Annotated in this window: 29 protein-coding genes and 1 pseudogene; 6 read left to right on the plus strand and 24 right to left on the minus strand. The window is 39.9% G+C overall.

Features of this window, described 5'->3' with window-relative positions; translation table 11 throughout:
* Window positions 1-38: 38 nt before the first annotated feature.
* The 6 genes and pseudogenes from DWZ63_RS06130 to DWZ63_RS06165 all read left to right on the plus strand — a co-directional run.
* Window positions 39-269, plus strand: coding sequence for a hypothetical protein (locus DWZ63_RS06130; protein ID WP_003060191.1), 231 nt, complete (start codon window positions 39-41; stop codon window positions 267-269).
* Window positions 270-435: 166 nt separating this feature from the next.
* Window positions 436-1,206: an ABC transporter ATP-binding protein gene (locus tag DWZ63_RS06140; protein ID WP_003061398.1), complete on the plus strand. Its 771-nt coding sequence runs from the start codon at window positions 436-438 to the stop codon at window positions 1,204-1,206.
* Entirely contained in the window at window positions 1,196-2,038 is an 843-nt protein-coding gene (locus tag DWZ63_RS06145; RefSeq protein ID WP_003060411.1) for an ABC transporter permease, read from the plus strand. Before DWZ63_RS06140 ends, DWZ63_RS06145 begins: the two co-directional genes overlap by 11 nt.
* Window positions 2,039-2,058: 20 nt before the next feature.
* Window positions 2,059-2,142: a 23S rRNA methyltransferase attenuation leader peptide gene (locus DWZ63_RS06150; protein WP_001814874.1), complete on the plus strand. Its 84-nt coding sequence runs from the start codon at window positions 2,059-2,061 to the stop codon at window positions 2,140-2,142.
* A gap of 124 nt (window positions 2,143-2,266) precedes the next feature.
* Window positions 2,267-3,004, plus strand: a complete 738-nt coding sequence (erm(B), locus tag DWZ63_RS06155; protein ID WP_008687088.1) for a 23S rRNA (adenine(2058)-N(6))-methyltransferase Erm(B) — start codon at window positions 2,267-2,269, stop codon at window positions 3,002-3,004.
* A gap of 169 nt (window positions 3,005-3,173) precedes the next feature.
* Window positions 3,174-3,434, plus strand: a pseudogene (locus DWZ63_RS06165) (topoisomerase DNA-binding C4 zinc finger domain-containing protein); the annotation flags it as partial.
* Here the strand turns inward: DWZ63_RS06165 and DWZ63_RS06170 are convergent.
* The 24 genes from DWZ63_RS06170 to DWZ63_RS06290 all read right to left on the minus strand — a co-directional run bounded on the left by DWZ63_RS06170 (window position 3,426) and on the right by DWZ63_RS06290 (window position 25,349).
* Entirely contained in the window at window positions 3,426-3,611 is a 186-nt protein-coding gene (locus DWZ63_RS06170) for a hypothetical protein (protein ID WP_243020499.1), read from the minus strand. The pseudogene DWZ63_RS06165 and the gene DWZ63_RS06170 overlap by 9 nt on opposite strands.
* Window positions 3,612-3,625: 14 nt before the next feature.
* Window positions 3,626-3,835 (minus strand): helix-turn-helix transcriptional regulator, encoded by a 210-nt coding sequence (locus DWZ63_RS06175; protein ID WP_007286202.1) that lies wholly within the window; start codon window positions 3,833-3,835, stop codon window positions 3,626-3,628.
* A gap of 1 nt (window position 3,836) precedes the next feature.
* Window positions 3,837-4,151 (minus strand): DUF6442 family protein, encoded by a 315-nt coding sequence (locus DWZ63_RS06180; protein ID WP_003061887.1) that lies wholly within the window; start codon window positions 4,149-4,151, stop codon window positions 3,837-3,839.
* 144 nt (window positions 4,152-4,295) lie between these two features.
* Window positions 4,296-5,207 (minus strand): conjugal transfer protein, encoded by a 912-nt coding sequence (locus DWZ63_RS06185; protein ID WP_003062215.1) that lies wholly within the window; start codon window positions 5,205-5,207, stop codon window positions 4,296-4,298.
* A gap of 16 nt (window positions 5,208-5,223) precedes the next feature.
* On the minus strand, window positions 5,224-6,231 hold the full coding sequence (locus DWZ63_RS06190; RefSeq protein ID WP_003059774.1) for a bifunctional lysozyme/C40 family peptidase: 1,008 nt from the start codon (window positions 6,229-6,231) through the stop codon (window positions 5,224-5,226).
* Window positions 6,228-8,438: an MFS transporter gene (locus DWZ63_RS06195; RefSeq protein ID WP_003060083.1), complete on the minus strand. Its 2,211-nt coding sequence runs from the start codon at window positions 8,436-8,438 to the stop codon at window positions 6,228-6,230. The genes DWZ63_RS06190 and DWZ63_RS06195 overlap by 4 nt, the downstream gene beginning before the upstream one ends.
* Window positions 8,438-10,888 carry an ATP-binding protein gene (locus DWZ63_RS06200; RefSeq protein ID WP_003060327.1) on the minus strand — a complete coding sequence of 817 codons (2,451 nt, stop codon included), beginning with the start codon at window positions 10,886-10,888 and terminating at the stop codon, window positions 8,438-8,440. Before DWZ63_RS06200 ends, DWZ63_RS06195 begins: the two co-directional genes overlap by 1 nt.
* Window positions 10,866-11,264: a conjugal transfer protein gene (locus DWZ63_RS06205; RefSeq protein ID WP_003061368.1), complete on the minus strand. Its 399-nt coding sequence runs from the start codon at window positions 11,262-11,264 to the stop codon at window positions 10,866-10,868. The genes DWZ63_RS06200 and DWZ63_RS06205 overlap by 23 nt, the downstream gene beginning before the upstream one ends.
* A 107-nt stretch (window positions 11,265-11,371) precedes the next feature.
* On the minus strand, window positions 11,372-11,875 hold the full coding sequence (locus DWZ63_RS06210; protein WP_002323345.1) for an antirestriction protein ArdA: 504 nt from the start codon (window positions 11,873-11,875) through the stop codon (window positions 11,372-11,374).
* Between the two features lie 17 nt (window positions 11,876-11,892).
* Window positions 11,893-12,396, minus strand: coding sequence for an antirestriction protein ArdA (locus tag DWZ63_RS06215; RefSeq protein WP_003062492.1), 504 nt, complete (start codon window positions 12,394-12,396; stop codon window positions 11,893-11,895).
* A complete protein-coding gene (locus tag DWZ63_RS06220) occupies window positions 12,315-12,611 on the minus strand; it encodes a hypothetical protein (RefSeq protein ID WP_008687105.1) in 297 nt (98 codons plus the stop codon). Before DWZ63_RS06220 ends, DWZ63_RS06215 begins: the two co-directional genes overlap by 82 nt.
* 90 nt (window positions 12,612-12,701) lie before the next feature.
* Window positions 12,702-13,121 (minus strand): nuclear transport factor 2 family protein, encoded by a 420-nt coding sequence (locus DWZ63_RS06225; protein ID WP_003060053.1) that lies wholly within the window; start codon window positions 13,119-13,121, stop codon window positions 12,702-12,704.
* 67 nt (window positions 13,122-13,188) lie between these two features.
* Window positions 13,189-13,410, minus strand: coding sequence for a hypothetical protein (locus DWZ63_RS06230; RefSeq protein WP_003060793.1), 222 nt, complete (start codon window positions 13,408-13,410; stop codon window positions 13,189-13,191).
* A 1-nt stretch (window position 13,411) separates the two neighbouring features.
* On the minus strand, window positions 13,412-13,546 hold the full coding sequence (locus DWZ63_RS06235; RefSeq protein ID WP_003061156.1) for a DUF3789 domain-containing protein: 135 nt from the start codon (window positions 13,544-13,546) through the stop codon (window positions 13,412-13,414).
* Window positions 13,547-13,559: 13 nt separating this feature from the next.
* The gene (gene mobT, locus DWZ63_RS06240) at window positions 13,560-14,756 is read right to left on the minus strand and encodes a MobT family relaxase (protein ID WP_003062030.1); all 1,197 of its coding nucleotides are present in this window, start codon (window positions 14,754-14,756) and stop codon (window positions 13,560-13,562) included.
* Window positions 14,757-14,939: 183 nt separating this feature from the next.
* Window positions 14,940-16,334: an FtsK/SpoIIIE domain-containing protein gene (locus DWZ63_RS06245; RefSeq protein ID WP_117524031.1), complete on the minus strand. Its 1,395-nt coding sequence runs from the start codon at window positions 16,332-16,334 to the stop codon at window positions 14,940-14,942.
* 96 nt (window positions 16,335-16,430) lie between these two features.
* Window positions 16,431-16,844, minus strand: coding sequence for a DUF3795 domain-containing protein (locus DWZ63_RS06250; RefSeq protein ID WP_021738773.1), 414 nt, complete (start codon window positions 16,842-16,844; stop codon window positions 16,431-16,433).
* 100 nt (window positions 16,845-16,944) lie between these two features.
* Entirely contained in the window at window positions 16,945-17,328 is a 384-nt protein-coding gene (locus tag DWZ63_RS06255) for a YdcP family protein (protein WP_117524029.1), read from the minus strand.
* A gap of 15 nt (window positions 17,329-17,343) precedes the next feature.
* Window positions 17,344-17,670, minus strand: a complete 327-nt coding sequence (locus DWZ63_RS06260; RefSeq protein WP_005339720.1) for a YdcP family protein — start codon at window positions 17,668-17,670, stop codon at window positions 17,344-17,346.
* Between the two features lie 233 nt (window positions 17,671-17,903).
* A complete protein-coding gene (locus DWZ63_RS06270) occupies window positions 17,904-20,948 on the minus strand; it encodes an SrtB-anchored collagen-binding adhesin (protein ID WP_054344587.1) in 3,045 nt (1,014 codons plus the stop codon).
* Window positions 20,949-21,354: 406 nt separating this feature from the next.
* A complete protein-coding gene (locus tag DWZ63_RS06275) occupies window positions 21,355-22,029 on the minus strand; it encodes a cytidylate kinase-like family protein (RefSeq protein ID WP_082440762.1) in 675 nt (224 codons plus the stop codon).
* Between the two features lie 375 nt (window positions 22,030-22,404).
* Window positions 22,405-23,589, minus strand: coding sequence for a helix-turn-helix domain-containing protein (locus DWZ63_RS06280; RefSeq protein ID WP_055944952.1), 1,185 nt, complete (start codon window positions 23,587-23,589; stop codon window positions 22,405-22,407).
* Between the two features lie 75 nt (window positions 23,590-23,664).
* Complete coding sequence (locus DWZ63_RS06285) at window positions 23,665-24,021, minus strand: P-II family nitrogen regulator (RefSeq protein WP_022013083.1); 357 nt, start codon at window positions 24,019-24,021, stop codon at window positions 23,665-23,667.
* 86 nt (window positions 24,022-24,107) lie between these two features.
* Window positions 24,108-25,349, minus strand: coding sequence for an ammonium transporter (locus tag DWZ63_RS06290; protein ID WP_055944953.1), 1,242 nt, complete (start codon window positions 25,347-25,349; stop codon window positions 24,108-24,110).
* Window positions 25,350-25,702 lie beyond the last annotated feature (353 nt).

Raw genomic sequence — 25,702 nt, forward strand, 5'->3', positions numbered from 1 at the left:
AACTTATTAGCTTTAAAAAGTAGAATTGAGGTATGAATATGATAGGACTGAACAAAAGAGATATAAAAAAGGCATTGAAAGCTGGTGCAAAAGCTGGCGGTGTATCATTGGCTGATGTTCGGGCGGATATTGAAGCTACGATTGATGAAGCTATGAATAGCACCGACCCAGAGGTGCAGGCAAATTTCAAAAAGTATTTTGGGAATAAACGCCCTACACCAGAAGAATATATTTATATCATTACGAAAAAGACAAAGGCAAAATTATAATAAAAGGGTCGTGGAAATGCTTCACAAAATTGTGATCTGCATTATCACGGCTCTTTTACTCTCTGTTTACTTTCAAAACTGTAAGTGTAATTGAATACTGCCCTTGCTATAATTTAATTGTATTCCAAAACAAATAAATGTGGCAGGAAGAAAGGAGCGATTTTTAATGGAACACATTTTAAATTTAGAGCAAGTAAAAAAATACTACGGGGGTAACTCTGGAAATATCACAAAGGCAGTAGACGGTATTTCTATGTATGTAGATAAGGGCGAATTTGTCGCAATCATGGGAGCTAGTGGTTCTGGAAAGACTACCCTATTAAACTGTATCTCTACGATTGATACTGTAACCAGCGGACACATTACAGTCAATAATCAAGATATTACCAAAATCAAGGATAAAGATTTTGCTGATTTCAGACGTGAAAATTTAGGGTTCATTTTTCAAGATTTCAACCTTTTAGATACTTTAACGATTGGAGAAAACATTTCTTTATCATTGGTTATCAACAAACAGAACCCTACTGATATTGAGAAAAGAGTTCATGCTATCGCCGATAAATTGGGTATTCGTGATATTTTATCGAAATTTCCTTATGAAGTTTCTGGCGGACAAAAACAGCGTTGTGCTTGTGCTAGAGCCTTAATCAATGAACCGAAACTGATTTTAGCTGATGAACCGACGGGAGCTTTGGACTCAAAAGCTTCCAGATTATTACTGGAAACAATGTCTGAAATCAACAAGAAAATGCAGGCTACTATTTTAATGGTAACACATGACCCGTTTAGTGCGTCTTTCTGTGAACGTATTTTGTTCTTGAAAGACGGTAAAATATTCAATGAAATTTTCAGAGGGGAAAAAAGCAGAAAAGATTTCTTCAATGAAATACTGGATATATTAACCTTGCTCGGAGGTGAAGTGGGAAATGTTAGGTAAGTTAGCGTATAGAAATACAAAAAGAAATATTAAAGATTATTTGATTTATCTGATAACCGTTACTGCATCCTTTTCTCTTATATTTGCTTTTAATTTGGTGGCAAATTCTGATGAAATTGTAAAGTTATGTTCCAGTATGGATGCATTTAAGAATTCATTGTTCGCTGTAAATATTCTTATTATTTTTGTGATATGCTTTTTGATCAACTATACAACGAAATTTATGTTTGAAAAAAGAAGTAAAGAATTAGGAACATATATGCTTCTTGGCATTAAGAAAAAAGAAATTGCCCACTTAGTTGTAATTGAAAATATACTGTTGGGAATTTTAGCATTTGTATTAGCTATTCCTATTGGCTTTTTATTCAGCCAGTTTGTGTCGTTAGTAATTGTAAACTTACTGGGTATTCCAAAAACTCTCTTTATTTCTTTGAATTTCGTTTCTATTGGACTATTGATAATTTATTTTTTAACTATTTATGTTTTGGTTTTGCTTAATCTATTAAGAAGAATAAGTAAAATGACGATACGTGATTTTCTTTATTTTGACAAACAAAATGAAAAGAAAATGTTCCGTGACAGTAAAAAAAGAAATGTCATTTTTGTTTTAAGTATTATTCTTGGTGCGATTTCTCTTTTTCTCTGGAATTCACGTTGTACTATGGATAATTTTAATAAGCAAGAAACACTTACTTATTTGATGGTAAGCGTAATCATGTTGATTATCAGCATTTATGGTATATCTACAACTTGTGCAGATATGTTCTTGACTGTTATCTTAAAATTTTGTATAATAGGAATTGAAGTTAAATTAGATGCTAAAAATTTGTAATTAAGAAGGAGGGATTCGTCATGTTGGTATTCCAAATGCGTAATGTAGATAAAACATCTACTGTTTTGAAACAGACTAAAAACAGTGATTACGCAGATAAATAAATACGTTAGATTAATTCCTACCAGTGACTAATCTTATGACTTTTTAAACAGATAACTAAAATTACAAACAAATCGTTTAACTTCTGTATTTATTTACAGATGTAATCACTTCAGGAGTGATTACATGAACAAAAATATAAAATATTCTCAAAACTTTTTAACGAGTGAAAAAGTACTCAACCAAATAATAAAACAATTGAATTTAAAAGAAACCGATACCGTTTACGAAATTGGAACAGGTAAAGGGCATTTAACGACGAAACTGGCTAAAATAAGTAAACAGGTAACGTCTATTGAATTAGACAGTCATCTATTCAACTTATCGTCAGAAAAATTAAAACTGAATACTCGTGTCACTTTAATTCACCAAGATATTCTACAGTTTCAATTCCCTAACAAACAGAGGTATAAAATTGTTGGGAATATTCCTTACCATTTAAGCACACAAATTATTAAAAAAGTGGTTTTTGAAAGCCGTGCGTCTGACATCTATCTGATTGTTGAAGAAGGATTCTACAAGCGTACCTTGGATATTCACCGAACACTAGGGTTGCTCTTGCACACTCAAGTCTCGATTCAGCAATTGCTTAAGCTGCCAGCGGAATGCTTTCATCCTAAACCAAAAGTAAACAGTGTCTTAATAAAACTTACCCGCCATACCACAGATGTTCCAGATAAATATTGGAAGCTATATACGTACTTTGTTTCAAAATGGGTCAATCGAGAATATCGTCAACTGTTTACTAAAAATCAGTTTCATCAAGCAATGGAACACGCCAAAGTAAACAATTTAAGTACCATTACTTATGAGCAAGTATTGTCTATTTTTAATAGTTATCTATTATTTAACGGGAGGAAATAATTCTATGAGTCGCTTTTTTAAATTTGGAAAGTTACACGTTACTAAAGGGAATGGAGATAAATTATTAGATATACTACTGACAGCTTCCAAGAAGCTAAAGAGGTCCCTAGCGCCTACGGGGAATTTGTATCGATAAGGGGTACAAATTCCCACTAAGCGCTCGGGACCCCTTGTAGGAAAATGTCCTAAGTGTGGCAACAATATTGTATTAAAAAAATCGTTTTATGGTTGTTCAAATTATCCTGAATGTAAGTTTACTTTAGCTGAACATTTTAGAAAGAAAAAACTAACCAAAACGAATGTAAAAGAATTACTGGAGGGAAAAGAAACCCTGGTAAAAGGAATCAAAAACAAAGAGAAAAAGCCCTACAATGCCGTTGTAAAAATTGGGGAAAAGGGATATATTGATTTTATCTCTTTTTCAAAATAAACATAAAAGCCCTTTAAAGAGGGCTTTTTTTGTAAACACCTTTTTATCTTTAGGGTCAAGTTGTGTATAATGATAACCATGTAATAAAGTAATATTCTCTTTTATACCTATTTGATAAGATGTAAAAAGTAAAAACAATCCTATAACTATTTCAACAATCAATTCCTCTAATTCCATAATCGTTCTCTCCTTTAATCAAAATAAAATAATTCTTCAAATTTTTTATCTAAAGCTATACAAAGCACTAATGCCAATTTTGCTGTTGGATTAAATTGTCCAGTTTCAATAGAACTAACTGTATTCCGAGAAACCCCGACTAGTTCAGCTAATTCTGTTTGTGATAATTTTTTTTCTTTTCGTACAGTTTTTAATCTGTTTCGCAAAATTAAATGTTCGTCCATTCTATAAACCTACCATTAAAAATTTATAAAAGTAATACCCCATAAATAGAAAAAAGAATAAAGCAATAACAAATTTGGATTTATTTTTTGAAATATGTGCTTCATAACCCATAGAGCCAAATGCCACAGACCCAATAATTGTCATTATGTCATAGTAAGGTTCTTTACAAACTGCTTTAATGAAAAGAATTAAAATGCAGATAAATAAAACAAACATTAAGCCAAAAGATTTCCCTTGAAGTTTAATATGTTTTTCGTATTCATCAAGATATAGATTCTCTTTTTTGTTTTGTGATAGTATTTTTTCTTTATCCATTATATAACGCTCCCTTCAAATAATACCAAGTACACTTGTCATTTATATTATAGCATTCGGTCATTACAAGTCAATATTTTTGCACAGTTTTCTTGTCGTTTTGTAAAAGCGTGCAAATCTGATAGGAAATGCACGCTATATCATTTATCCTACAATCTTCCAGTTACTATCCTTATGTAGCACAAGCTCATACTGCGATACCTGCGTCGCTTTTGTCTGATTATCAATGAATTTTACCGCAACCTTGACTTTCACATTGTCGCCGTCCTTTATAAAGATAGGGTTTACCAGTTCAGAATAAAGGTAGTCCCTGCCGATAGGTTCAATCACATTTCCCAATACATAGTAAGCAAGCTCTTTTTCCGTCGCTGTTGGGTACAGCTTAAAGAATGTTTCCAGAAAAGCGGTAGCGTCATTTACCGTATCAGCGTCCACGCTTGCGTCTGCTTCTGGTGTCTTAGGCTCATAGTCTGATTTTTCAACTGCTGGTGCAAGGGTAGGGTTTTGAACGATTACCATATCCCCGTCTGCGTCCACATAGACTTTTACAGTATAGGTTGCTTTCACATTGCTTGTCTGTTCTCCCTCTTTTATCTGCTGATCTACTTCGTAGGTAGCAGAAAAAGTGTCCGCTCCCGATTGCTCGATATGCCATACAATCACATCTGTAACCGTGGAGCTGGTCGGTATATCGGTTCTAATGGTGTCTACATTTAAGTCCTGCAATTCCTTTGTCAGATAACCGCTGATTGCCTGCGTCCTTGCTTCGATAGCTTCTTTGCTGTTATCCCATGTGTAATAGGACTTCGCAAAGTTTTTCACGAAATTTTCTATCCCGTTGGTGTCCTGCAAGCAAAGTTCAATGATTTCTTTTTCATGGGTGGTGTGCTGGTCGATAGCCGTAAAATTCTTATACACCCCAAAGCTCACGCTTGCGACAAGCACCACCCACAACGCAATCACGGTTTTCTTATGTGTGCCTACCTTGACAGTACGCACCTTTTTTTCTTTTGGTTCTTTGATAGTTTCTGTCTGTTTCTTATTCTTCTTAAACATATTTTTCAAGTCCTTTCTATTGTTTTACTCGTCCTGCACCGATTAAGTGCTGTTGCCAGTAACTACTACTTAGGTCTGCATATCCTATCGGGTCGCCTGCGTGGTACATCTGTGTCGGCGAAACAAGAATACCGACGTGTGTTACATACGAACCAGCGTTATAGGTGGAATGGAAAAACACCAAATCGCCTGCTTTTGCCTGCGAGAGTGGCAGATGTTGGGTTGCGTCATACTGTGCTTGTGCTGTTCTCGGTAAGGAGATACCAGCTTTTCCATAGCACCATTGCGTCAATCCCGAACAATCAAAGGAAGTATTCGGGTTACTGCCACCATACACATACTTCCAGCCTTGATATTTCAACGCTTCATTCATTACCTTTTGTGCCAGTTCTCCCGATACCTGCGGAACTGCTAAATACTGATTGACTACTTCCACATAGAACATATTTCCATAGCCATACCGCCAGCCCCCATTCTTAGCAACGGCTATCGGGTTGGTGTAGGTTACTTTCTTTCCACCCGATTTCTCACGGGCGAAGCTCTCTGCAAGATTAAAAGTGTGTTTTTTTCCTTTTCCTGCCACATATCCCACATAGCCACCGCCATAGTTATAAGACTGTATCGCTACATTCAAGTCGTCGATACCTTGATTTTTGCAGGAAGAAAGCAGGGACGCAAAATACTTACACCCCTGCTTGATTGAGCTTTCCGTATCTAAGGAATTAGGCGGTAAACCAAGACTTTCCGAACTCTGCATAACATCTTCTGCCGTACCGCCACTTTCTACTTGAATGATAGCAAGTAACACATTGACATACTCGGAGATACCGTTTTCTCTGGCGTATTTTTCTACCATAGGCTGATGTTTCAAGACTTCTGCGGATAGGTTCATACCCGTAATGCCAGAAGAAAAATTGCTGTTCTCGTCGTCGCTGTCCGCACTAATGAGGACGCCAAAGAAAAGCACCAGAGAAAAGAGGATAGGAAACAGACTGCCAATGATAGCGATATGTTTCAGTTTCATTTTTTCTTCTGTCCTTTCTTCGTTACAAGGTTACGGGTTTTCTCTATGGTCTGCTGGTTCTTCTGGACGCTCTGGGTCTGCTGAACCTTTATCCTGCGGTCTTTGGTGTCATTCTGGCGTGTTTCCTGCGATACCACTTTTTCTACATTCTGCCTATGTACTGTCTGTGTAGGCTGGGGTGCTTTCTTATCAGAAGCACCAGAAGATAACGGACGCTCTTTGATAACATTTGTCTTGACTGGCTCACTTGCTTTCGGAGTTGGAGCTGTGGCTGGGCGTTTGACTTCCTGCATTTTTTCAACACTCGGCTTTGGAATGGTTGAAGCTGTGACTGGTCGCTCATGGGGACGGGTAGCTCCCGTTGTCGCTGATCCGTCAGCCTTTCGCTGTACCTGCCTTGCTTCTTGTGCCTTTTGAAGCTCCATACGTTTGTCAGCGATATTTTTCTTACGCTGTTCCTGCTTTTCCAAGCGTCCCGTCTGTCTGGACTGCTGTTCCTGCACCATGCCACGCTTGAAGTCGGACACGCTGGACTTTGCCTTTTCCTTTGCGGAATACACCGCATAAGCGGTCTGTGTCGGCATATCCTTGATATTCTCTTTGACAGCGTTTGCCTTGTCTTTCACTTTATTTTTCGTATCTAAAACAGCACCGACTTTTGAACCTGCACGCTGTCCCATGCTGGAAGTGGTATTGCCCCGATTTTCTTTAGAAGCCGTATTTTTTCTTTCGGCTCTCTTGCCAGCAACGGCACTTCCAGCCACCGCACCAGCTACACCGCCCGAAATACCGCCAGCACTTACCGCCCTTGCAATACGGTGTTCCATACGCCTAGCCCGATGTCGCATAAACAGATACGGTCTGCGGAATATGCGTCGTCCCATGCTTTGACTGTCGCCAGCATTAAGTGAGAACATACTCATTAAGTCGCCCAGCTTCATGTAGATACCAGCGAAACATACTATCTGCAAGAACGCCACCATAAAGAATGGGTAGTCTGTGGAAATGTTGTAAAACATACTGGAAATACTAAATGCCACCGTTACAATGAGCGTTATTCCTGCCCGTGTCATTATGGTATTAAATACTCTCACGATTGCCTGCTTTGCCATGCTTTCATAGCTCGGTATCATGGAAAGTAAAAAACTGATAGGTAAAAACATTGCAAAGATAATAAAAAGTATCTGGCTGAACAACATCATGCCCGTAAGCAAGAATACAAATATCGTGATACCCAAGTTAAAGAACAAGAGGAAGAACACCATACCCAAACGGTTCACGACCTGCGGTATTGTCAGATTGTTATTGTCGTTGTCCTCGATTTCTGTTTTCACGACTTCCTCTCTGGTTTTCCCGTCCTCGTCCTCTGGACTTGCCGATACGAGAGCTTCTACACGGTCTGTCCCGATTTCTTCTGCGTTGCTGTTCCCGAATTGAAGCAAGAGCCACGGCTGTTCCACTTGAATAGAAAATAGGCTGTCCCGTATCAAGTCCACGCTGTCCTTACCCTCGCTGTCGGAGTTAGGGAGCATGATTTTTGTTCCCAAATCCAAAGAAGCGGTACTGATGTCTGATGAAAATTCATTTATCTTCTTGATATAGTCGGGAGCATAAGCAATAAATGAAGCGGACAGCACGAACACCACCACAAAGTTGATAACAGCGTGAAGTGCTTTGCTGGTTTCCCGTTTTATCAGTCCCGTATAAGCAACGTACATTCCCACCACTAAGATAATGAGAAGCAGGAAACCAACATAGAAGCCCGTAGAAGAAAAGCCGTTCTCGGTAACGCCTGCAAGGGTCTGTATGCTCTTTCCGATACTGTCTGCCATATCATTGATGAAGTCCAGCTTATAGGCTTCCTGCACCACATAGCCCGTTGCATTACTCAAATACAAACTGATAGTCCAGACAAAGTTGGTAATGCAGTACAGCCCGTATTGTACCGATTTTCCGATACCGTCGAGCCAGTTCCACGGAAGCCACGACCAGCTATTATCGACGAAAAAATCAAGCTGGTAGTTGGAAAGGGGATATTTTGAATAAAGATTTTCTGCGTTTATGGTATCGTCTACAAGCCCCGTCGCATGAGCCACCGTCCCCAAAAGTGAAAGCAGGATAAGGGAGAGTGCCACCACGAACAGAGCCATTTTGAGAAAGTGGAAAATCTTCTTTTTTGTGAACACACCTTTTATCCTTTCTTTCATCACTCCACCTCATTTCTCTGTACGGGCGGTCTGGTATCAAAGGCGTGTAGCAGTTCTTCAAAGACTGGGTGTATCTGCACCACACCGACACGCCCGTATAAGTCCTGCAATAAGCATTGTCCGTTCTCCAAATCACGCAAGCGTTTCTGGTTGTTCTCATCGTCCTTGTCGATACCGAAAAACTCTAAGGTCTGCTTTATCTCGTTTATATCCGTGCTTCTAAATGCAAACTTTAAGCCGATATTGTTTTTCAGACTTTCCTTTGACACGTCATAGGCAGACTGGGTAACGAAATAAACGCCTGCCTGCATAGCTCGCCCAGCACGAACCAGCTTATTTGATAAGGTTTCTCCTTGTGCCACATTTAAGAACGCCCACGCTTCGTCTAAATCGACAATCTTAAAAATGCTTCTGTCCGAATGGATAAAATCAAGGGCAAAGGTACTAATCACAATCAGCATAGACACAGACAACAATTCAATGGTCGTGTATTCTTCAAAAGTGGTATCTTTATCTGGCAGTACAAGGTCGGCTACTTGAATGATATTGAGCTGATTATCCAGACTGATAGCATTTTCTACCGTACCGTCTGAAAACAGCAGGTGTGCAAAGTCGTAGTCCGTGAAGCTGTCGATATGGTCTGCGATATTTCTTGATATGGGCGTATCTTCACGGCGTAGCTCGTCTATCACATGGAGCAAGCCCCGACTGTCGCTCTGGGTAACGGAGCGTACTGCCTTACGAAGTACGGGGAATTTTTCGCCGTCCCTTGAAGAAATACCCGTAAGGAATGTTAAGATGTCGATTGCCAGACTTTCAGCGTCTTTTACATTCTTCATAATCACAAACGGGTCAAGAAGCCCTGCATTGTCCTTATCGCTGGTAAGATTTACGATATTGATTTCATGTGCAATCTCTGGGAGCGTTTCTTTCCAGTTACCACGCTCACTTTTAGGGTCTAACAGAAGTGCTTGACCGCCAAACAGCACCGCATAATATACCAGAAGATTGTTACAGAACGATTTCCCACCGCCAAGCGAACCGACAAAAGCAGACGCTAAAGCGTTGGTAACTGTACCTTTTACACCTTGACTGGCAAGGGACGGTTGCAGGTACACATTTCTTCCCGTATCAACAGAATAGCCCATATAGATACCCGTAGTTTCTCCTAACTGCTGTGTCGCACCAAAGCCAAGCCCAGCTAAAAAATCTGATTTTACATACTGCACATAGTCATTGATATATCGCTTGCTGGCTGGTAAAAATTCAGAATGAAGCCCCAGCATATCCCCAGCAGGACGCACCAGCTTTACATTGAGGTCGTCGTAAAAGTCCTTGACTTCATCACAACGGCGTTTCAGCTCGTCAAGATCGGGTGCAGACACCCGTATGACGTAGCTTAACTTATACATACTTTCTTTTGTCTGGTCTAAATCAGTTTCCAGCTCGTCCACGCTGTCTAAAGCGTCCACCACATTTGAGCTGGTTTCACTTCCTGCTTGATAGGCGTGATTATCAAGGTCTTTCAGTTCCTTTTTCTTGTTGCGGACGGTCGTTAATGCTTTCCGATTTTCCACGATTTCTACATTCATGCTCGTATCAACGGGGAATGTGAATTGCTGTTGCTGGAAATAGAAGATTTCAGACGACGGAAAATCAAGCTCTCCTACAATCGCATTGACGGTAAAATAGGACACATAGCTTTCCTTGTCCTCATGTTCCAATCGTAAATACCGCTGGCTTTCCTCAATCACACACCTTGTCGGACGGATAAGGTCGTAGTATTTTATCAGCGTCTCTTTGTTCAATTTTTTCTTTGGTAGCTGGTACTCATAATCTTCATAAGCGATACCGTCCCTGCCGTAAAGATGTTCCATGAGATACCCAAAATCATGGATTTCCAAGCGACGCACCTTAAAGCGACGGGAGATTTTATTTTCCAGTAACTTTTCCATTTTTATGTAACGGTTGATTTCATCATTCGGCATGGAAACAAAATCATTCATCAGCGTGTGGTTCACTTCATGGAGAAATTCTGTGAACGTCAGCCACACCGATTTTTTGATGTTCTTCAGATTGAGCTGTTCTTCCGTAACCATGAGCTTAAAGCCAAGAAAAAAGCGGTAGTCCACTTGATTGTCCCCAATCATAGATACTAACGCTTCGGTCTGTTCGTCTATCTTCTGGCAGGCAACTTCCTTTAATTTTCCAGTTACCAGCTTCTTTGACTGTTCCTGCATACTGCGGATTGAGCTTTCTGTGGCAATCTGCAACGCATGAATTTTACCCTCACGGGACTGTGCGATAAGCTGTCGGAAACTGTCATGCACGATAAATTTCTGCTCTGCGGATAGAAAAGAATAGTTGTATGGTATCAGCTCATAGTAGGCGAACACCTCATTGTCCTTGTTCCAGACAAGGTTATTGTCAATATATTTTATCGGGAACATAGTTCACACTCCTTACTGCCGTGATTGTTTCATTCAATATCTGCTTATGCAGTTTTACGGCTTTTCCTGCATAAGTGATTTTTGGTCGCAGGGCATAGGTTATCTGTGATTTCAAAAAGCTGTACGGCTTCTTTCCGTCAAAGGTTTTCTGCGACATGAACCAAGTGAGAGCAACGGGAATACCAAAGTATTTGAGAAATGCTCCCTCAATCATGGAAAGTGGGGGAATATCCCCAAACAGAATGATGATAAATTCCGTAATCACAAACCATGTAATCTGTGTAAAAGTAACGGGAAAGGGTAAGTTAAAGTCATTGATTGCATACAAGACTTTTTCCACGTTCCAGATACCCGTGTAGCTTTTAATCTTTTTCAAGTTCTTTCAGCTCCTTTCAAAATAGAAAAGGACAGCCATTTTCAGACTGTCCCTTAAAGAGAAATACGCTGTCAGTAGCAACAATGCTTGTCGCTGATCTTCCAGCGTTAATATGGTATCTCGCACATACCTCGGCTTGTTTCAATAAAGCAACCGCCCATATCCAAATCTCGCCCGTAGGCTTCATAGTCAATGTAATTCTGTAAGCTGGGTGGAATGTCCCCAAGTGCCTGCAATTCGTCTATGTAGTAGTAGGCAACATCTGTCATGGTTTCACAGTCGGGATAATAGTAAATATCGTCCTTATGTTCCACGACTTCTTCCAGCGTCCCATAGTGGCTGATAAATTCGTCCAGACACTCTACAATATAGTCGGGAAGTTCCTCTATCATTTCATACATCTCATTGAGTTCTTCAATGGAAACATACTCGCCAATCGCAATGGGAAAGTTGTCGGTATCATGGATAGCGTATTCCTCATACTGTTCATTCAAGCCGATTTTTTCTTTCACATCTTCCTCGTCAATGGGGAACGTGAACCAAGCACCGACTAAATAGCCCTCATTGTATTTGCCAAGATTAGCAATATAAACCGCCATATCATCAATCATAAGCACCACCTCATTTCCTACTCTGGCAGTTCAAAGATACCGTGTTCTGTTACTAAAAATTTCCCGTGTTCCTGCAAGTGAGAAGCGTAGGCTTCAAAGTCAAAGTAGTATTCTTGACAGTCCTCGGATAAATGCTTGAACATCGGGTCGTTCATCAGCTTTTGCCTTGCAACATCTATCATGCTTTTACAGTCGGGATAAACAATAATCACGTTCCTGCAAATATAAAGTGCTTCTAAATTTTCAAACACCGTAAGTAGTGATACATATTCTTCCTGCATATCACTTGAAAGCTGGCGGTACATAAAATCTAATTCGTTGAGCTGGTACACGCTGGTGTGTTCGTGGACTTCATCAGCATAAGGCAACACCTTTTCGATAATACGATAATCCCCACTTTCTGCACCGATACCTAACTTTTCTTCAAACTCGGCAACATCTATCGGCAGGTCGAACCAGTATGATATTGTTTCTTCGCCAGTTGTTCCTCTCGTTTCCACCAGCACCCTTGTTTCCTGCATTGTTCCTCACGTCCTTTCTGTTGCTTCATCACATCTTTTAAGCTCTGGTACGACATACCAAACACATACTTTGAAAAATCTTCTAACTGTTTTATATCATAATTCGTAAGCGGTAATCGCTTCATTTCATGCCACACTTTACGCTTGTAAGAGGGCAGGTTAGAAATATAATCACAGCCGACGTTTGCCTGCATATCCTTAAAAATATCGCTCATTTCATCACTCCAATCTGATTTTAGGTAAGAAAAAAGCAGTCAATCCTAAGACTAACTGCTTTATGTATATGGATATAATTTGATTAAGTTTTAAAACCAGTTTGTTTTTTCATCTCTAAATTGAGGGTTATCGCTGTGTTGATATGGATTATAGTTATTCAGATTGCAACCATATTCTTTTAATGATTTGATTTTGTTATCTTCTGTCCATTCAATTAAGGAAATACCGTCAAATTCTTCAACGCTTCCCGTATTCATTTCATTTTTAAAATACCATTCTACGACAGTTTGATTTTCTTTATGAAAGAACTGTTTAATATCCCAAATAATGACTTTACCACGAGTATTCCATTCATTAAACCAATGTTTTACTGTTTTAAGATTTTCATATTTAGGACACCAGCTTTCCGTATAAACAACATCTTCTGTAAAAATTTTATCTATTCCTAAGTCTTGCTGTTTCAACCACATATCAAACCATAAACGAATAATTTTTTCTCTCTCATTCAAAATAGAACACCTCGATTACTTCTTTTTTCACATTATAGCACCCATACATCAGCCCCACAATAAAATTTTATGCACCGATAATCTTATTGAACAGCTCTAACAGTACATCTTTCACACCGCCAGCATTGAATACCAAGCCGACAGCAATCAAGGCAACTACCAAGAAACCGATAAGTTTTGAAAACTCACGCTTGAACCCTAAGTAGATACCGATAACCACAATCGACATAAGCACTAAGCTCTGTGCGTTGCTTAAAAACCATTGATACAAATTTTGCCCGAAATTCATGTTATTTGTCCTCGCTTTCTTTTAATTTCTTCATTTCATAGTCAGCTCCTTTGCCAACACTTAAAATACACATCAAGGCTACGCCGATACCCGTTCCAACAGATACCAGCAGGAAGTCTTTCAATAATTCCCACATTTTTTCATCACTCCTAACTTTCTACTAAATCTTTTGCAGGGGTCGTCTGCTGTTTGATTATCATTTCATGCTTTTCTGTGAGCTTTGCCTGCTGTTCGATAGTTTTCATGTAGTCTGTTCCGTTTCCCTTATCAATCCTTTTCAGCATTTTCAAGGTCGGTGCTACCTGCCGTTGTACCCACCGCAATGTACGGTCTAAGGTGTAAGGCTCTGGCTTTGTCGTCAGCTTCAAGCTCTGTCTGTTATCGCCGATAAACCACGCCCAGCGGTCATTGAGTTTCCAGTCATTTTTTCGCTTGTCTGCTTCTTCATCAACAAACCGCACATACTGGTTGATGATAGAAAAGGCAGTCTGCTCTGCGTCATAATAGGTCAGCAAATCTCGTACTGCATAATAGGCACGTTCATTTCTAAGCCGTATCTCAAAACGGTTGATAATGTCGGCTTCTTCCAGCGGTGTCCCTAACTTGACGTACTGCTCATAGTCCTTTTCATAGATACAGAAATACACATCTGATTTTAGCGAACCAAGATAAAGGGTGCGTCCCATATATTCTCTGTCGTCCTCTCTATGCTTGATAAGCTCGCCCGACTGATAAAACTTATAACTTCTGGACTTTCCGATATATTCCCGTTTCCTGCATTTTTCCGCAAGCTCTGGAATATCCAAAATACCCGTATGGTCGTTGATAGCAAGGTCGATACGCTTCATCACGCCACCGTCTATGAGTGCGTCCATGAGAAAGTCATACCAACTTCTTTGTTGTGCCAGCAGGTAACTTTCAAACTGTCGGCAACCACGCCCCTTTAACTCTAAAAGGACACCTTTTTCTTCGTCAGCCGACGTATAGATAAAGATGTCCCCTAAAGAATAATGCTCCGTATAACTGTAATGTCCGTAATCTTCATGGAGCATATAATTGATATTCAGTTTTAATATATCTTTGATGATGTGCTGTATATCCAGCGTGGGAAAACGAATTTTCACATAATCAAACAGCATGGTAAGCGGTACTTCTGGATTGAACCTTGCCAGTTCCTTATGCAGAGTTTCCAGAAGTTCCTTTGACGGCTTCATTTTTCCACTTTCTATCTTGTTGAAATATTCCCTTGTGATACCAGAAGCCACCGCCAGCCTGCCTTGTGAGATACCGTAAGCAATCCGTTTCTCCCGTAATTCTTTTATCCGTTGTTCTTCATTCAGAACCATACCCCCAATCTGTAAAGTGTGAAGTTTTTTAAGGCGACTTCACAGCCGATTTTTGCTAGAAAACCATGCCAGAAGCCTTATGTTTCCTATGTTTTTTGTCTATTGTCTATTTGCAAACGTACCCCTCTGTTAGATACCGAGGGGTTTTACCTGCTGGCGTGGCTTACGCCACACCAGCAACGGCTAGTCCGTGCCGTCGCCTTTCGCTTCGCACGTCGCCGTCCCGTCCTGCCTTGCTTGTGCAAGAGAGCCGATAGTCTGCAAAAAATCATGTCCTTTCGGGACTAAAGGCGTGTAAAATTCGCTGATAACACTTGTCCCTACATCACAATAGCCACGCCCTTTGATACGCTTCTGGAAAAACTGCTTTTTCACATCCGAACCGAACAGCATACCATAACCTAATTCGCTGATACGCCCCAATCCCACACGGAAATTGAAGTTATCTCTGATACCGTCCGAGAAATACTTTGCGTCTGGACGCTGGCAGGCAACGATAAGGAAATAGCCTGCTTGTCGCCCTAACATAACGATTTTCTTTAACTGGCTAAGTAGGCTCACGCTTTCTTTCGTCCCCAGCATTTCAAAAAACGCCACATATTCATCAAAGATAAGAAAGCAGGGTGGTAGTCCCAGATAGGCGTAGTTTTCGCCCGTCTTATAGTTCGGGTGTCGCTTCATTTCCTCACTTCGCTGTACCATTCCCTCATAAAAGGCATTGACGCTGTCAATCATTTCTTCTTTGGTATGATACACATTTCCCATAACTGTCCCTAAGTCCGCAAGGTCACCGTTCTTCGGGTCTAAGATATAAAGGACAGCGTTGGTATGCAATAAGGCTTCAATGAGCGTTAGCAAAAAATAGGTTTTACCGCCACCAGTCCCACCAGCAATCAGAGCGTGAGGGAGTGCGTCATATTCCCAGACAAGATTTTTCATCAATCTAAGACAGCCGTTCTCTGCCCGTACTTCATCAATGGTAATGCGGTTTGCTATCATATCATAAAGCAGGATATATTCGATATATCCGTCATGCAGGGTCTTGTCGGTCAGCTCACAATACAAGCCACTTTCCAATTTATCCTCTAACCGTAAAAGCTGGTCTTGATATTTCCCCAGCGTAATTTCACAGCGGATATGAAGCAGTCCCTTTTCCATTTGATAATAAATCTTTGGAAACCAGACGATTTTTTCCCTTGATCTGCTTTGCAGGTCAGTAAAAAAACCGCTGTCTTGTACGGTATCGGCTTCATACCACTTATTTTCCAGTACCATTCGTGCCAGCTTTTGACGGTGCAGGAGCTTCTTGAAACTGTCGTAACAGAAGCGGTAATACAGAAAAGCAACCAATGCACAAACACCAGTCGCTATCAGTATGGTTATGAAGTTGTAAGGGGAAAGCGTCAAGCCATTCTCAAACAAGCTGAAATGCTCCCAATCGGCACGCATGAGCTGTTTTATATTCAGTAGCAGGAGAACCGCCACGAATACAAACAGAAGCGTCCCTATGGAAAAATGATAGACAAGGTGCTTGTCACTGGCTCTGATACGGTGTCCTTTGTTCCAAATCATACGCATAAATCAATCACTCCTTTCTGGGTATGAAAAAAGCAGTCAATCCTAAGACTAACTGCTTTGTGTATATGGATATGAAGTTGTCAAACTGTAATTTTGTTATTTCATTTTTTCTTGACACTCGCTACATTCTTTATCGTGAATAGAAATAATGCCACCGCATTTAGGACAAGTATATTTTATTTTCTGCTGTTCCATGAAATGTTCCAAACCATGTCCTTGAACAAAACGGCTATTTTCTATAAGACTTGCTTGATACCGTTTATTATAGCTTTTTTCAAGATTTTTAATCAACTTACATGGATATTCAGCACATTCAAAACAATAGGATAACGATTTTCCTTTGATGCAATCCTTTATTTTGCATTTACGACAATGTTCTGGTTTCCCTTTATCACTATTCAAGCACCCAGAACAAGGTTTTTTATTGTAACAGTGCTTATAACAAACCTTACAATTCATTCCGCACGGGGCAAACATGCTTATATCAATTTTTTCTTTTGACATTTTCATAGTTGTTTACTCCTTTCAACAATTTATATTTGTCCGTTTCTTCATATCCATATTATAACAGTTCCATATATTCGCTACAATGAAAATCTATTCAGCAAGCCTATTTTTTCGGCTGTCCCTGCGGTGTAGAGTTCTGTGGATTACCTGCGTTCTGGTTGCCTTTATTCTTCAACACAATATCCTCTGCCTTTACATACCAGTCCACATCTGCACCCGTATAGGTTTTTCTTGATACCGTATCGGCTACGGGATTGACAAGCTCCACAACTGCATTGTAAGGAAATTCCCTTAACGATACTTCTGGCGGTACAGACACGGGGATAATTCCACCATGCAGACTGCACTTCAAATCATAGATACGCTTTTTAAGCTGGGTACTCGGTGTCCCGTCCTCATTCTGTAAGAACACATCACGCACCGCTGTAAACTTTAATTCTCCAAATGTTTTCTCTTTGTCAATAACAAACCCGTTTGATAATCTCATAAATTCTTCACTCCTTTACTTTTCTTCAACTGCTACAATATCATCAGCAACTAATACATAATCGGTATGTCCCATATCCCCGATTGCGTAACCTCTGCCGTATAACTTCGGATTGACAAGTTTTACTTTCTGCTCATACTTGAACTTCTTTTCGCCAGCCTGCACGGGAATTTCTACCACAACATTTTCGCCTTTCTGTACGTCGGAATAAAGGTTATAGCTTCGTCTGGCTAAGACCCTGCGATTATTTTTATCTCTTTCAAAGACTGGCTCGCTTTCGCCTGCAAATTCAAGAGTTCCAAAAGACTGTGCCATATCTGGCACGACATATTTCATTTCCATATTGTTTTACCTCGTTTCTTTCTATTTTTGATAAATTGATTGTGATTTCTTATTCTGGCGGTTCGGGAAGTACCAGCAATCCCCCAGATAGTAAAGGGTAAAATCAATGCTTCGCACCCTTGACTATCTGTGTTCTTGCAGGTTGTTAGCAGACAAGCCAGAATAAGCGGAAGTCTACCGTTTGACAGCTTCGGCGGAGAGCGTGATTTTTCTTTCATCATACCGTTACCGCCTTATGATTTCTTCATTTTACGGCGTTTGTAAAGATATGTTCCAGCCAGTCCACCAGCAGACGCAAGCAACATCACGATAAAAGCCATTACATTTGTACTGTCGCCCGTTTTGGGACTGTCGCTAGGTCTGTTAGGCTTTTCCGGTGTCGGTGGTGTTTCGGGTTTCTCTGGTTCTTCTGGCTTTTCCTTAAAAGTAATCGTCTGTCCCTTATCCTCAATATCCTTATGCTCGGTAACTTTCTTCGGCTCGTCTGGATTGCTTAAATCGTATAATTCCTCAAAAGTTACAAGCTGTTTGCCGTCAAGAGAAGTAGCGTCAAAGGTAAAGGCAACTTCCACTTTCATAGTTTCGCTGTCAGCAGTAAACGTATAATCACTTTCCACACGCTTTCCATTGATAAGAAGCTCTGCATTTTCTTCTTTCAACATCTGCCAGCCCACAAGTTTGTACTGTGTACCGACTTCTAAGCCCTCTAAGGTTACGGTATCAATGATTGTAACGTCTTTTCCTGCTTCAAGTTCTTTGTTGTCGTCCTTATCGGTAGCAGTTGTATGAATTTTGATGATACGCTCTGTGATAAGTACCGTCTGCCCGTCGTCCTCAATGTCTTTGTGTTCCGCAACTTTTACGGGTTCGTCTGGATTGCTGAAATCATACAATTCTTCAAAGGTAACAAGATTTTTGCCACCTAAAGCAGACGCATTGAATGTATAGGAAATTTCCACTTTCATTTCTTCATCATCAGCGACAAAGGTATAATCGTTTTCCACACGTTTCCCGTCAATGATAAGCTCGGCATTTTCTTCTTTTAACATCTGCCAGCCTTTGAGCTGATATTTTGTGCCTTTTGTAAGTCCGTCTAATTTGATGGTATCAACAATCGTAACCTCTTTTCCTGCAAGGATTGTCTTTTCGCCGTCCTTGCTGGTTGCTGTGGTATGGATAGAGATTTCTTTCTCGTATTCATCAGTCAGCGTTCCTAAATCAATCACAAGGTTATTTCTTGATACCACGATTTCAAAAGGTGGGATAAGTTGAAAGCCTTTGTTACTATCGCAACGCATTTCTTCAATGATGTAGGTGTCATAAGGTAATGCACCCTTGCTGTCGTCTGGTTCAGAAGTTCCAAACCACACACCGTCCTCGCTGGTCTTTCCTGCGTTTGTATTATGCTTATGAGAAGCCCATTCAGCAGATGTGGAGAATTGCCCGTTATCATCAGTTACCACTACATGATTTTCACCCGTCGTCTTGCTTGTGATCCTAAAGGGAACATTAGCAAGACGCTTGTGTGTACCTGCACCGATTTTTACACCCTCAATATCTCCACGCTTAATCTGATTATAGATAGAATGAGCTTCGTCGGTTAAGTCCACGATTTTTCCATGTTCTGTGATTGCAAAATCAATCGGTTTTGCACCGTCAGTTAAGTAACCGTCGGGAGCTTCACTTTCAACGATACGGAATTTTCCATAAGGTAAGAGGTCAGCAGAAGTAGAAGCGACGCCCTCAATATCTGTACGAATTGTCTTTACTACTTCATTTTTCTTGTATAGCTTGCCCTCAACCAATACAGAATTATCATTTAAGGAAATGATGTCAAAAGCAGTATCTTTCAAGGTAGCACTTCCTTGTGGTTTGGTATCGCCCGTTTCTAAATCTCGTTTCTGAATTTTAACACCGCCACGGATAACCTTGTCTGATACGGAAAACTGATTACTCCCAGATAATACGGCAAGGTCGCCGTCCTCGGTAATCTGTGTAAGGTATAAGCCTTTTATCTGTTCGGACTTATCGCCAGCCTGCATATATGCACCGTCTAACAAGTAACCGCTTGGAGCTTTTGTTTCCTCAACAGTTAGTGTTCCAAGTGGAAGAACTGCTTTACCGTTCTGCATATAGAAGTTATCGCCAGACACCTTGTATGCGTCCCCTAATTTTGTGATGTAATGAGTTGTCCCGTTGCTGTCTGTTTCAGCGATTGTCTTTGTAATCCATGTACGAGTAGCTTCGGCAGGAAGATTGTCTTTGTTATAGAAGCCTGCATAATACTTCCATGTAAATTCTGCACCTGCTAAAGAAGCGTTTCCCTGCGGATTGTCTTTCTGTGTTTCCATATCAATCTTGAAAAGCTCAATCAAAGTGTCTGTTACTTTCGGTGTATCTGATACTTTCAAGGTCGCTGTCCTTCCAGCTTCAACCTTTAAGGAATATACAGTTTTATCTACTTTATATCCTGCTGGTGCAGATAATTCCTTGATATAAACTGTGCCAGCCTTTACCTCTACAACATCTGTATTTCCGTTTTCATCAGTCGTAAGGGTGGCAAGCTGTTTCGTGCAGTCCTTATCAGAAAAGACACCATAGGTCGCACCAGCGACAGAGTAATTCCCGTTACTGTCTGTAATGCTGGTATTACTGGAAGTCTTTTGCAGTTTCGCATTTCCGACATTCAGCTTCGCCCAGAATTGTCCCAATTCCTGCCCCTCGCCAGAGTAGATATAACCGCCACATTCATAGCGTCCTTTATTCTCTTTGACAAAGGCTCTTGCACCAGAGAAAACTTCGTCCTGCGTAGCCTTTGGAATTTCATCATAAGAAGCTCGCACGTTATCACATTGCCAGCCAAGATGTACGCTCAATCTCTGCCAAACTACACATTGTTCCAACAGATAGACTTGTTTATAGTTCAATTCCTTGTGAGCTTCGCCATACTGTTTGACATACTCTAAGGATAACGCCACATCTGAAATCTGGTCGGCACTCATGCGTGAGCTTGCGTCAGCTCTGGTCTTGTAGCCATTCTTAAAATCTGTATTGATGTCGATACAATAGGCAGTTTCGCCCTCGACTTTCATATAGCCCTCATTGAATGTCGAACCGATAGAACCGTCATTCATTACTTTTTCAATGATACCGACACGCTCTGCACTTTCCGTCCAGTATTGCTTACTTTCTGCATGGACGGGTGTAGTCGGTAAAGCAGTAACGACAGTCGCAAGAGCTAAGAAGCCCGTACACAATCGTTTCCATGTCTTTTTCATAAATCTAATGCTCCTTTCATTTTGAGTAATAAAATAGCCGTCCAATAAGAACGGCTGGAAATAGAAAAGGAACGTCATTTTAGGCGTTCCATAGTCTATAAAATATTCAATTTTTTTCTTGTTTCAATACTGATGTGCTGTACCATATCTTTGCATATCTAGGAAAACTGGCGTATCAAGGCTCATTCGTTGGTAGTAAATAAGTAGTAAATTGATGAGTTTGTTTCCTTGAAAATGCTGATAGATACTGTATTTTAGCGGATAATCAGATTTTTATTGTGTTTTTCTGTTAAACACTTTTTAATTTACGGCTTTCTGCCTTTCATTAAAAAAAGCCATTTGTCTTAAACAAGTTAATTTGTTCTTATAAAAAAAGAAGCCTCAAAGCCATATTTTCATATAACTTTTAAGACTCCTTTGTCTCATTTTTATCATTGCAATTTTCAATTTTCTTACCACGGCACTCCATCTGATATTTCACATATTGAATAATAACATCAGCACATCTTGTCCTGCCGACCTTGTCACTGTTTACAAACAAATCATAATTTGTAGGATTTGTCCAATCCTTTCCGGTATAATACCTGTAATAATCTGCCCTGTACTTATCCGTCTTTTTAATAAGCCTGTTCGCCTCTGCCTCGGTTACTCCCATCTTTGAAACAATCGACTTCACGCAGGCATCTCTCGGTGCATCAATATATATTCTGAAAACATTATCAAAGTAATCAAGAATATGGTCTGCACATTTGCCAACGATAATACAGGATTCACTAAGTGCAAGTGACCTTATTATCTGTGCCTGAAGATTAAAAAGATTAATATCTGATTCAAAAGCTTTTTCCTCAGGTGATGCGACCGTTATTGTCGGAATCCCTTTTAAACGCTTTGAAAAAATACTTCCCCGCAGCCTTTCATCCGTCTGCTCAAATAATGTTCTGTTTAGACCGCTTCTGTCAGATGCCATGTCAAGGATTTCACGCTCATAACACGGAATCCCCAGCTTTTTTCCAATCTCTAAAGCAATCTGCTTTCCGCCGCTGCCAAAACCACGGGCAATCGTAATAACAAAATTGTTCATCTCACACCTCATTTCTACAAAGCCTGTAAGCCTGTTTTCAAAAGCAATACAACATCTTAAATCATTGACTGTCACACTTATGTTGTGAACAACGGCCTTAAATCTGCATTTTCTGCCGTTAATCAGTTAATACTAAAAAAGGGAAACAACATAGAAAATTTATTTTCTATCCTGTTCCCCTTTGAACAAGACCCAGTATAGCAATGTAATATATTATTTCATATGTGCACCATGCACAAATGATAGTGCATTATTTTGTGCACACAATACATACCATTTAATAAAGAAAACTATTGCCATATTGATATTTCTTATCATTTATTGTAATTTTGTCTTTATCTCATTGAACCCCTTATCTATTATATAAACTTGCTTTTACTCCGACTGTCGCAGATACTTTCTTATTTTAAAAGCAAATCTGAGATTAAACCTTGTTCCGGCACTGTTTAAGTCTATTCCAAGTATCTCCTCAACCCTTATTATCCTGTAGCGTATGGTATTTCTGTGCATATAAAGATATTCCGCTGTCTCCCCGATATTGCATCCGAAATCAAGATATGTTTCAAGAGTATCAATATAATCGCTGTTATTCTCTTTATCATATGATATAAGCTCGCCAAGTCTTTGCATCATAAAATCTTCAAGTTCAACATCATTACCAAGTTCAAAGAAAAAACGGTATATACCTATCTCCTCAAAATACCTCGCCGAATGACAAATATTATATCCTCTCAAAAGACGCATTGCTTTCTTTGCTTCGTCAACGCACTCTTTCATTCTCTCAGGTTTATAGAAAATACTGCTCACACCTGCACTGACTGTATTGCCGTTAAGTTTATCCCCCATATCATGCTGCACGGCAGATAAAAAACGATTGACAATGTCTTTCACCGGCTCTTTCTGTGACAGTTCAAGCACAACAACAACACCGTCCTCATCAGGATAGACAACACTAAATAATGTCAATGAAAGATTTATCGGCATCACTAATGCAAGTTCCTCTATCATCTTCCCGTCAAAATCTGTTTTATCAAAACTGAAAAAAATTGCGATATGCTGCTTTTCATTTTTATAATTAAAATTGGCAAGTCTCAAAATTGCGTGCTGCTCATCACCATACAAAAGTTCTTTCATAAAAAGATTGCTCTCATCCTGCCTGTTCCTGTCCTCAAAGAGAGAATAATAAAGCTGCGGAACCGCCTGTGTAACCGCTGTCTCATACGGTATGATTATCAATGGAATACCCTTTTTTGCGGCATACAAAACAATATCTTCCGTTATTTCAGCCATCTCCGTATGTTTCTCAATAATCAGCCCTGCCGCCTGTTTATCCGTAAGACAGTCTATATATTTTTTGAGATTATCATCAAATTCTTTATTATTTTTATCTCCAAAAGCCGTATCACACACAAAAAAGGCACCGCCCCTTTCTGCCTTTTCAGGAATATTGCTGCCATCTGACACATAAACAGCTTTCACCTGATGTTCTCCTCTTGTATCCCCCACCAGAACTGTTGCACCTTCAAATGGTTCAAGTCTCATTATTTCCTGAAAAAGCATGGCAATGCCTCCCTAAACTTTTAAAAATTTCAGGTTACTTACTCATATCTATCTAATATAACCATCATTTAAAACTTACTCTGTTGCCTGAATAGCATCGTAACCTGTTTCTTTTGTCCTTATCTTCTGTGCTGTTCTTATCTCATAACTGAAAATCTTTCCGTCACCTGTCTCGCCGGTAAATGCTGCCTCCTGAATGGCATTTATCGTCTTTTCCTCCCATTCCTCGGAGGAAACAACAATCTCAAACTTAATCTTGGGCTGCATCTGCATATCTACCTGCATACCTCTTACGATTTCCTTATAACCTCGCTGAATACCGCAGCCCATAACCTGCGAAACAGTCATTCCGTTTACACCTATCGCATTTAATGCCGCTTTTACATCTTCAAACTTTTCTTCTCTTATAAAAGCATCTATCTTAATCATCATACAATATTACCTCTTTTCTGCACACTGTTTTTGTGCATATCAATTCCGCACATAAACTAATCCATATTTCCCTGTACACTGTTTTCCTACTGGTCAAGTCCGTTGAAACTTGGATATGCACTCTCTCCGTGCTGTGAAATATCAAGTCCAAGCTGTTCCTCACGCTTATCTACACGAAGCGTAGTAAACAATCTCACGATTGCAACACATATCAGAGTTCCTACAACTGCAACTGCCGCTGTTACAAGAATACCAACTATCTGTGCAGCAAACAAGTGATAATCACCAAATATAAGTCCATCCCATTTTGCCGTACTGTTTATTGATTTCTGTGTAAATATACCTGTTGCGATTCCGCCCCAGATACCACCGATACCGTGGCAGCCAAAAGCATCGAGTGCATCGTCTATCTTAAGTTTCTTCTTGATAAGAGAAACTCCAAAGTAACATATCGGACTAACAAGAGCACCGATAATAAATGATGCCCATATCGGAACAAAACCTGCTCCCGGTGTGATTGCCACAAGACCAACAACAAGACCCGTTGAAGCACCTACAAGTGTTGTCTTTTTACTGATAAGAGTATCTATAAGCATCCACGAAAGAAGTGCTGAAGCTGCCGAAATTCCTGATGTCATAAAAGCATGGGCTGCAAGACCATCTGCTTTAAGTGAACTTCCCGCATTAAAACCAAACCAGCCAAACCAGAGAAGTGATGCTCCAAGCACAACAAACGGTATATTGTGAATACGGTATGTCGTAACTTCATAACCGCGTCTTTTTCCCAAAATGATGGCTAATACAAGGGCACTGACACCTGAACTTATATGAACTACATCTCCTCCTGCAAAATCAACGGAACCTATTGCTGCAAGCAGTCCGCCCTCGCCCCATACCATATGAGCCATCGGATAATATACAATAACAGACCATATTGCAACAAATAAAAACAATGCCTTAAACTTCATCCTTCCTACAAGAGAACCTGTTATAAGTGCAGGTGTTATCATTGCAAACATCATCTGAAATGCACAGAACACAAGATGCGGTATCGTGTCCGCATATGGTCCCGGTTTCATACCAACATTACTCAATCCTATCCATCTTAAATCCCCTATGATTCCCCCATGATTGCCGCCAAAGGCAAGAGAATAACCAAACAACGCCCACATAACAACTGAAAGTCCCATAATAGAGACACAAGCCATCATTGTATTACATACATTTTTTCTTCTTACAAGTCCCCCGTAGAAAAATGCAAGTCCCGGCGTCATAAAAAACACAAACGCCGTACTTATAAGCATAAACGCTGTATCACCTGAATTCATAAATAATTACCTCTCTTTCATATTTTTAATTCCCAAATTTTTTAAGATAAAATTTCAAAAAACAACAATGTTTCTAAAACCACCGTCATTACCACCGGCAAAATATAATGACCGCTAAAAGTTTTTTAGAAAACAAAAAGATGCCTAGAGCTTTTTCAAGCTTTAGACATCTTCGTCATGGTTTGTATGATAGCACAATCGTTTACGGATTGCAACCATTTTTTTACAGAAATATCCCAAAATTGTGATGACATATATTATGCAAACACTTATATTAGAATAAAACAGCGTGTACTTCTTTCTATGATAAGTCCAGCTAATAAATGTCAATAGTTAGATGTGAAAAAAATTAT

The organism is Clostridium sp. AF34-13 (assembly GCF_003477845.1).
Taxonomy (GTDB): Bacteria; Bacillota; Clostridia; order Lachnospirales; family Lachnospiraceae; genus Butyribacter; species Butyribacter intestini.

Coding starts and splice junctions, on each gene's coding strand:
- DWZ63_RS06130 (WP_003060191.1), top strand. CDS start 39: ATGATAGGACTGAACAAAAGAGATATAAAAAAGGCATTGAAAGCTGGT.
- DWZ63_RS06140 (WP_003061398.1), top strand. CDS start 436: ATGGAACACATTTTAAATTTAGAGCAAGTAAAAAAATACTACGGGGGT.
- DWZ63_RS06145 (WP_003060411.1), top strand. CDS start 1,196: ATGTTAGGTAAGTTAGCGTATAGAAATACAAAAAGAAATATTAAAGAT.
- DWZ63_RS06150 (WP_001814874.1), top strand. CDS start 2,059: ATGTTGGTATTCCAAATGCGTAATGTAGATAAAACATCTACTGTTTTG.
- DWZ63_RS06170 (WP_243020499.1), bottom strand. CDS start 3,611: ATGGAATTAGAGGAATTGATTGTTGAAATAGTTATAGGATTGTTTTTA.
- DWZ63_RS06175 (WP_007286202.1), bottom strand. CDS start 3,835: ATGGACGAACATTTAATTTTGCGAAACAGATTAAAAACTGTACGAAAA.
- DWZ63_RS06180 (WP_003061887.1), bottom strand. CDS start 4,151: ATGGATAAAGAAAAAATACTATCACAAAACAAAAAAGAGAATCTATAT.
- DWZ63_RS06185 (WP_003062215.1), bottom strand. CDS start 5,207: ATGTTTAAGAAGAATAAGAAACAGACAGAAACTATCAAAGAACCAAAA.
- DWZ63_RS06190 (WP_003059774.1), bottom strand. CDS start 6,231: ATGAAACTGAAACATATCGCTATCATTGGCAGTCTGTTTCCTATCCTC.
- DWZ63_RS06195 (WP_003060083.1), bottom strand. CDS start 8,438: ATGAAAGAAAGGATAAAAGGTGTGTTCACAAAAAAGAAGATTTTCCAC.
- DWZ63_RS06200 (WP_003060327.1), bottom strand. CDS start 10,888: ATGTTCCCGATAAAATATATTGACAATAACCTTGTCTGGAACAAGGAC.
- DWZ63_RS06210 (WP_002323345.1), bottom strand. CDS start 11,875: ATGATTGATGATATGGCGGTTTATATTGCTAATCTTGGCAAATACAAT.
- DWZ63_RS06215 (WP_003062492.1), bottom strand. CDS start 12,396: ATGCAGGAAACAAGGGTGCTGGTGGAAACGAGAGGAACAACTGGCGAA.
- DWZ63_RS06220 (WP_008687105.1), bottom strand. CDS start 12,611: ATGAGCGATATTTTTAAGGATATGCAGGCAAACGTCGGCTGTGATTAT.
- DWZ63_RS06230 (WP_003060793.1), bottom strand. CDS start 13,410: ATGAATTTCGGGCAAAATTTGTATCAATGGTTTTTAAGCAACGCACAG.
- DWZ63_RS06235 (WP_003061156.1), bottom strand. CDS start 13,546: ATGTGGGAATTATTGAAAGACTTCCTGCTGGTATCTGTTGGAACGGGT.
- mobT (WP_003062030.1), bottom strand. CDS start 14,756: ATGGTTCTGAATGAAGAACAACGGATAAAAGAATTACGGGAGAAACGG.
- DWZ63_RS06245 (WP_117524031.1), bottom strand. CDS start 16,334: ATGCGTATGATTTGGAACAAAGGACACCGTATCAGAGCCAGTGACAAG.
- DWZ63_RS06250 (WP_021738773.1), bottom strand. CDS start 16,844: ATGAAAATGTCAAAAGAAAAAATTGATATAAGCATGTTTGCCCCGTGC.
- DWZ63_RS06255 (WP_117524029.1), bottom strand. CDS start 17,328: ATGAGATTATCAAACGGGTTTGTTATTGACAAAGAGAAAACATTTGGA.
- DWZ63_RS06260 (WP_005339720.1), bottom strand. CDS start 17,670: ATGGAAATGAAATATGTCGTGCCAGATATGGCACAGTCTTTTGGAACT.
- DWZ63_RS06270 (WP_054344587.1), bottom strand. CDS start 20,948: ATGAAAAAGACATGGAAACGATTGTGTACGGGCTTCTTAGCTCTTGCG.
- DWZ63_RS06275 (WP_082440762.1), bottom strand. CDS start 22,029: ATGAACAATTTTGTTATTACGATTGCCCGTGGTTTTGGCAGCGGCGGA.
- DWZ63_RS06280 (WP_055944952.1), bottom strand. CDS start 23,589: ATGCTTTTTCAGGAAATAATGAGACTTGAACCATTTGAAGGTGCAACA.
- DWZ63_RS06285 (WP_022013083.1), bottom strand. CDS start 24,021: ATGATGATTAAGATAGATGCTTTTATAAGAGAAGAAAAGTTTGAAGAT.
- DWZ63_RS06290 (WP_055944953.1), bottom strand. CDS start 25,349: ATGAATTCAGGTGATACAGCGTTTATGCTTATAAGTACGGCGTTTGTG.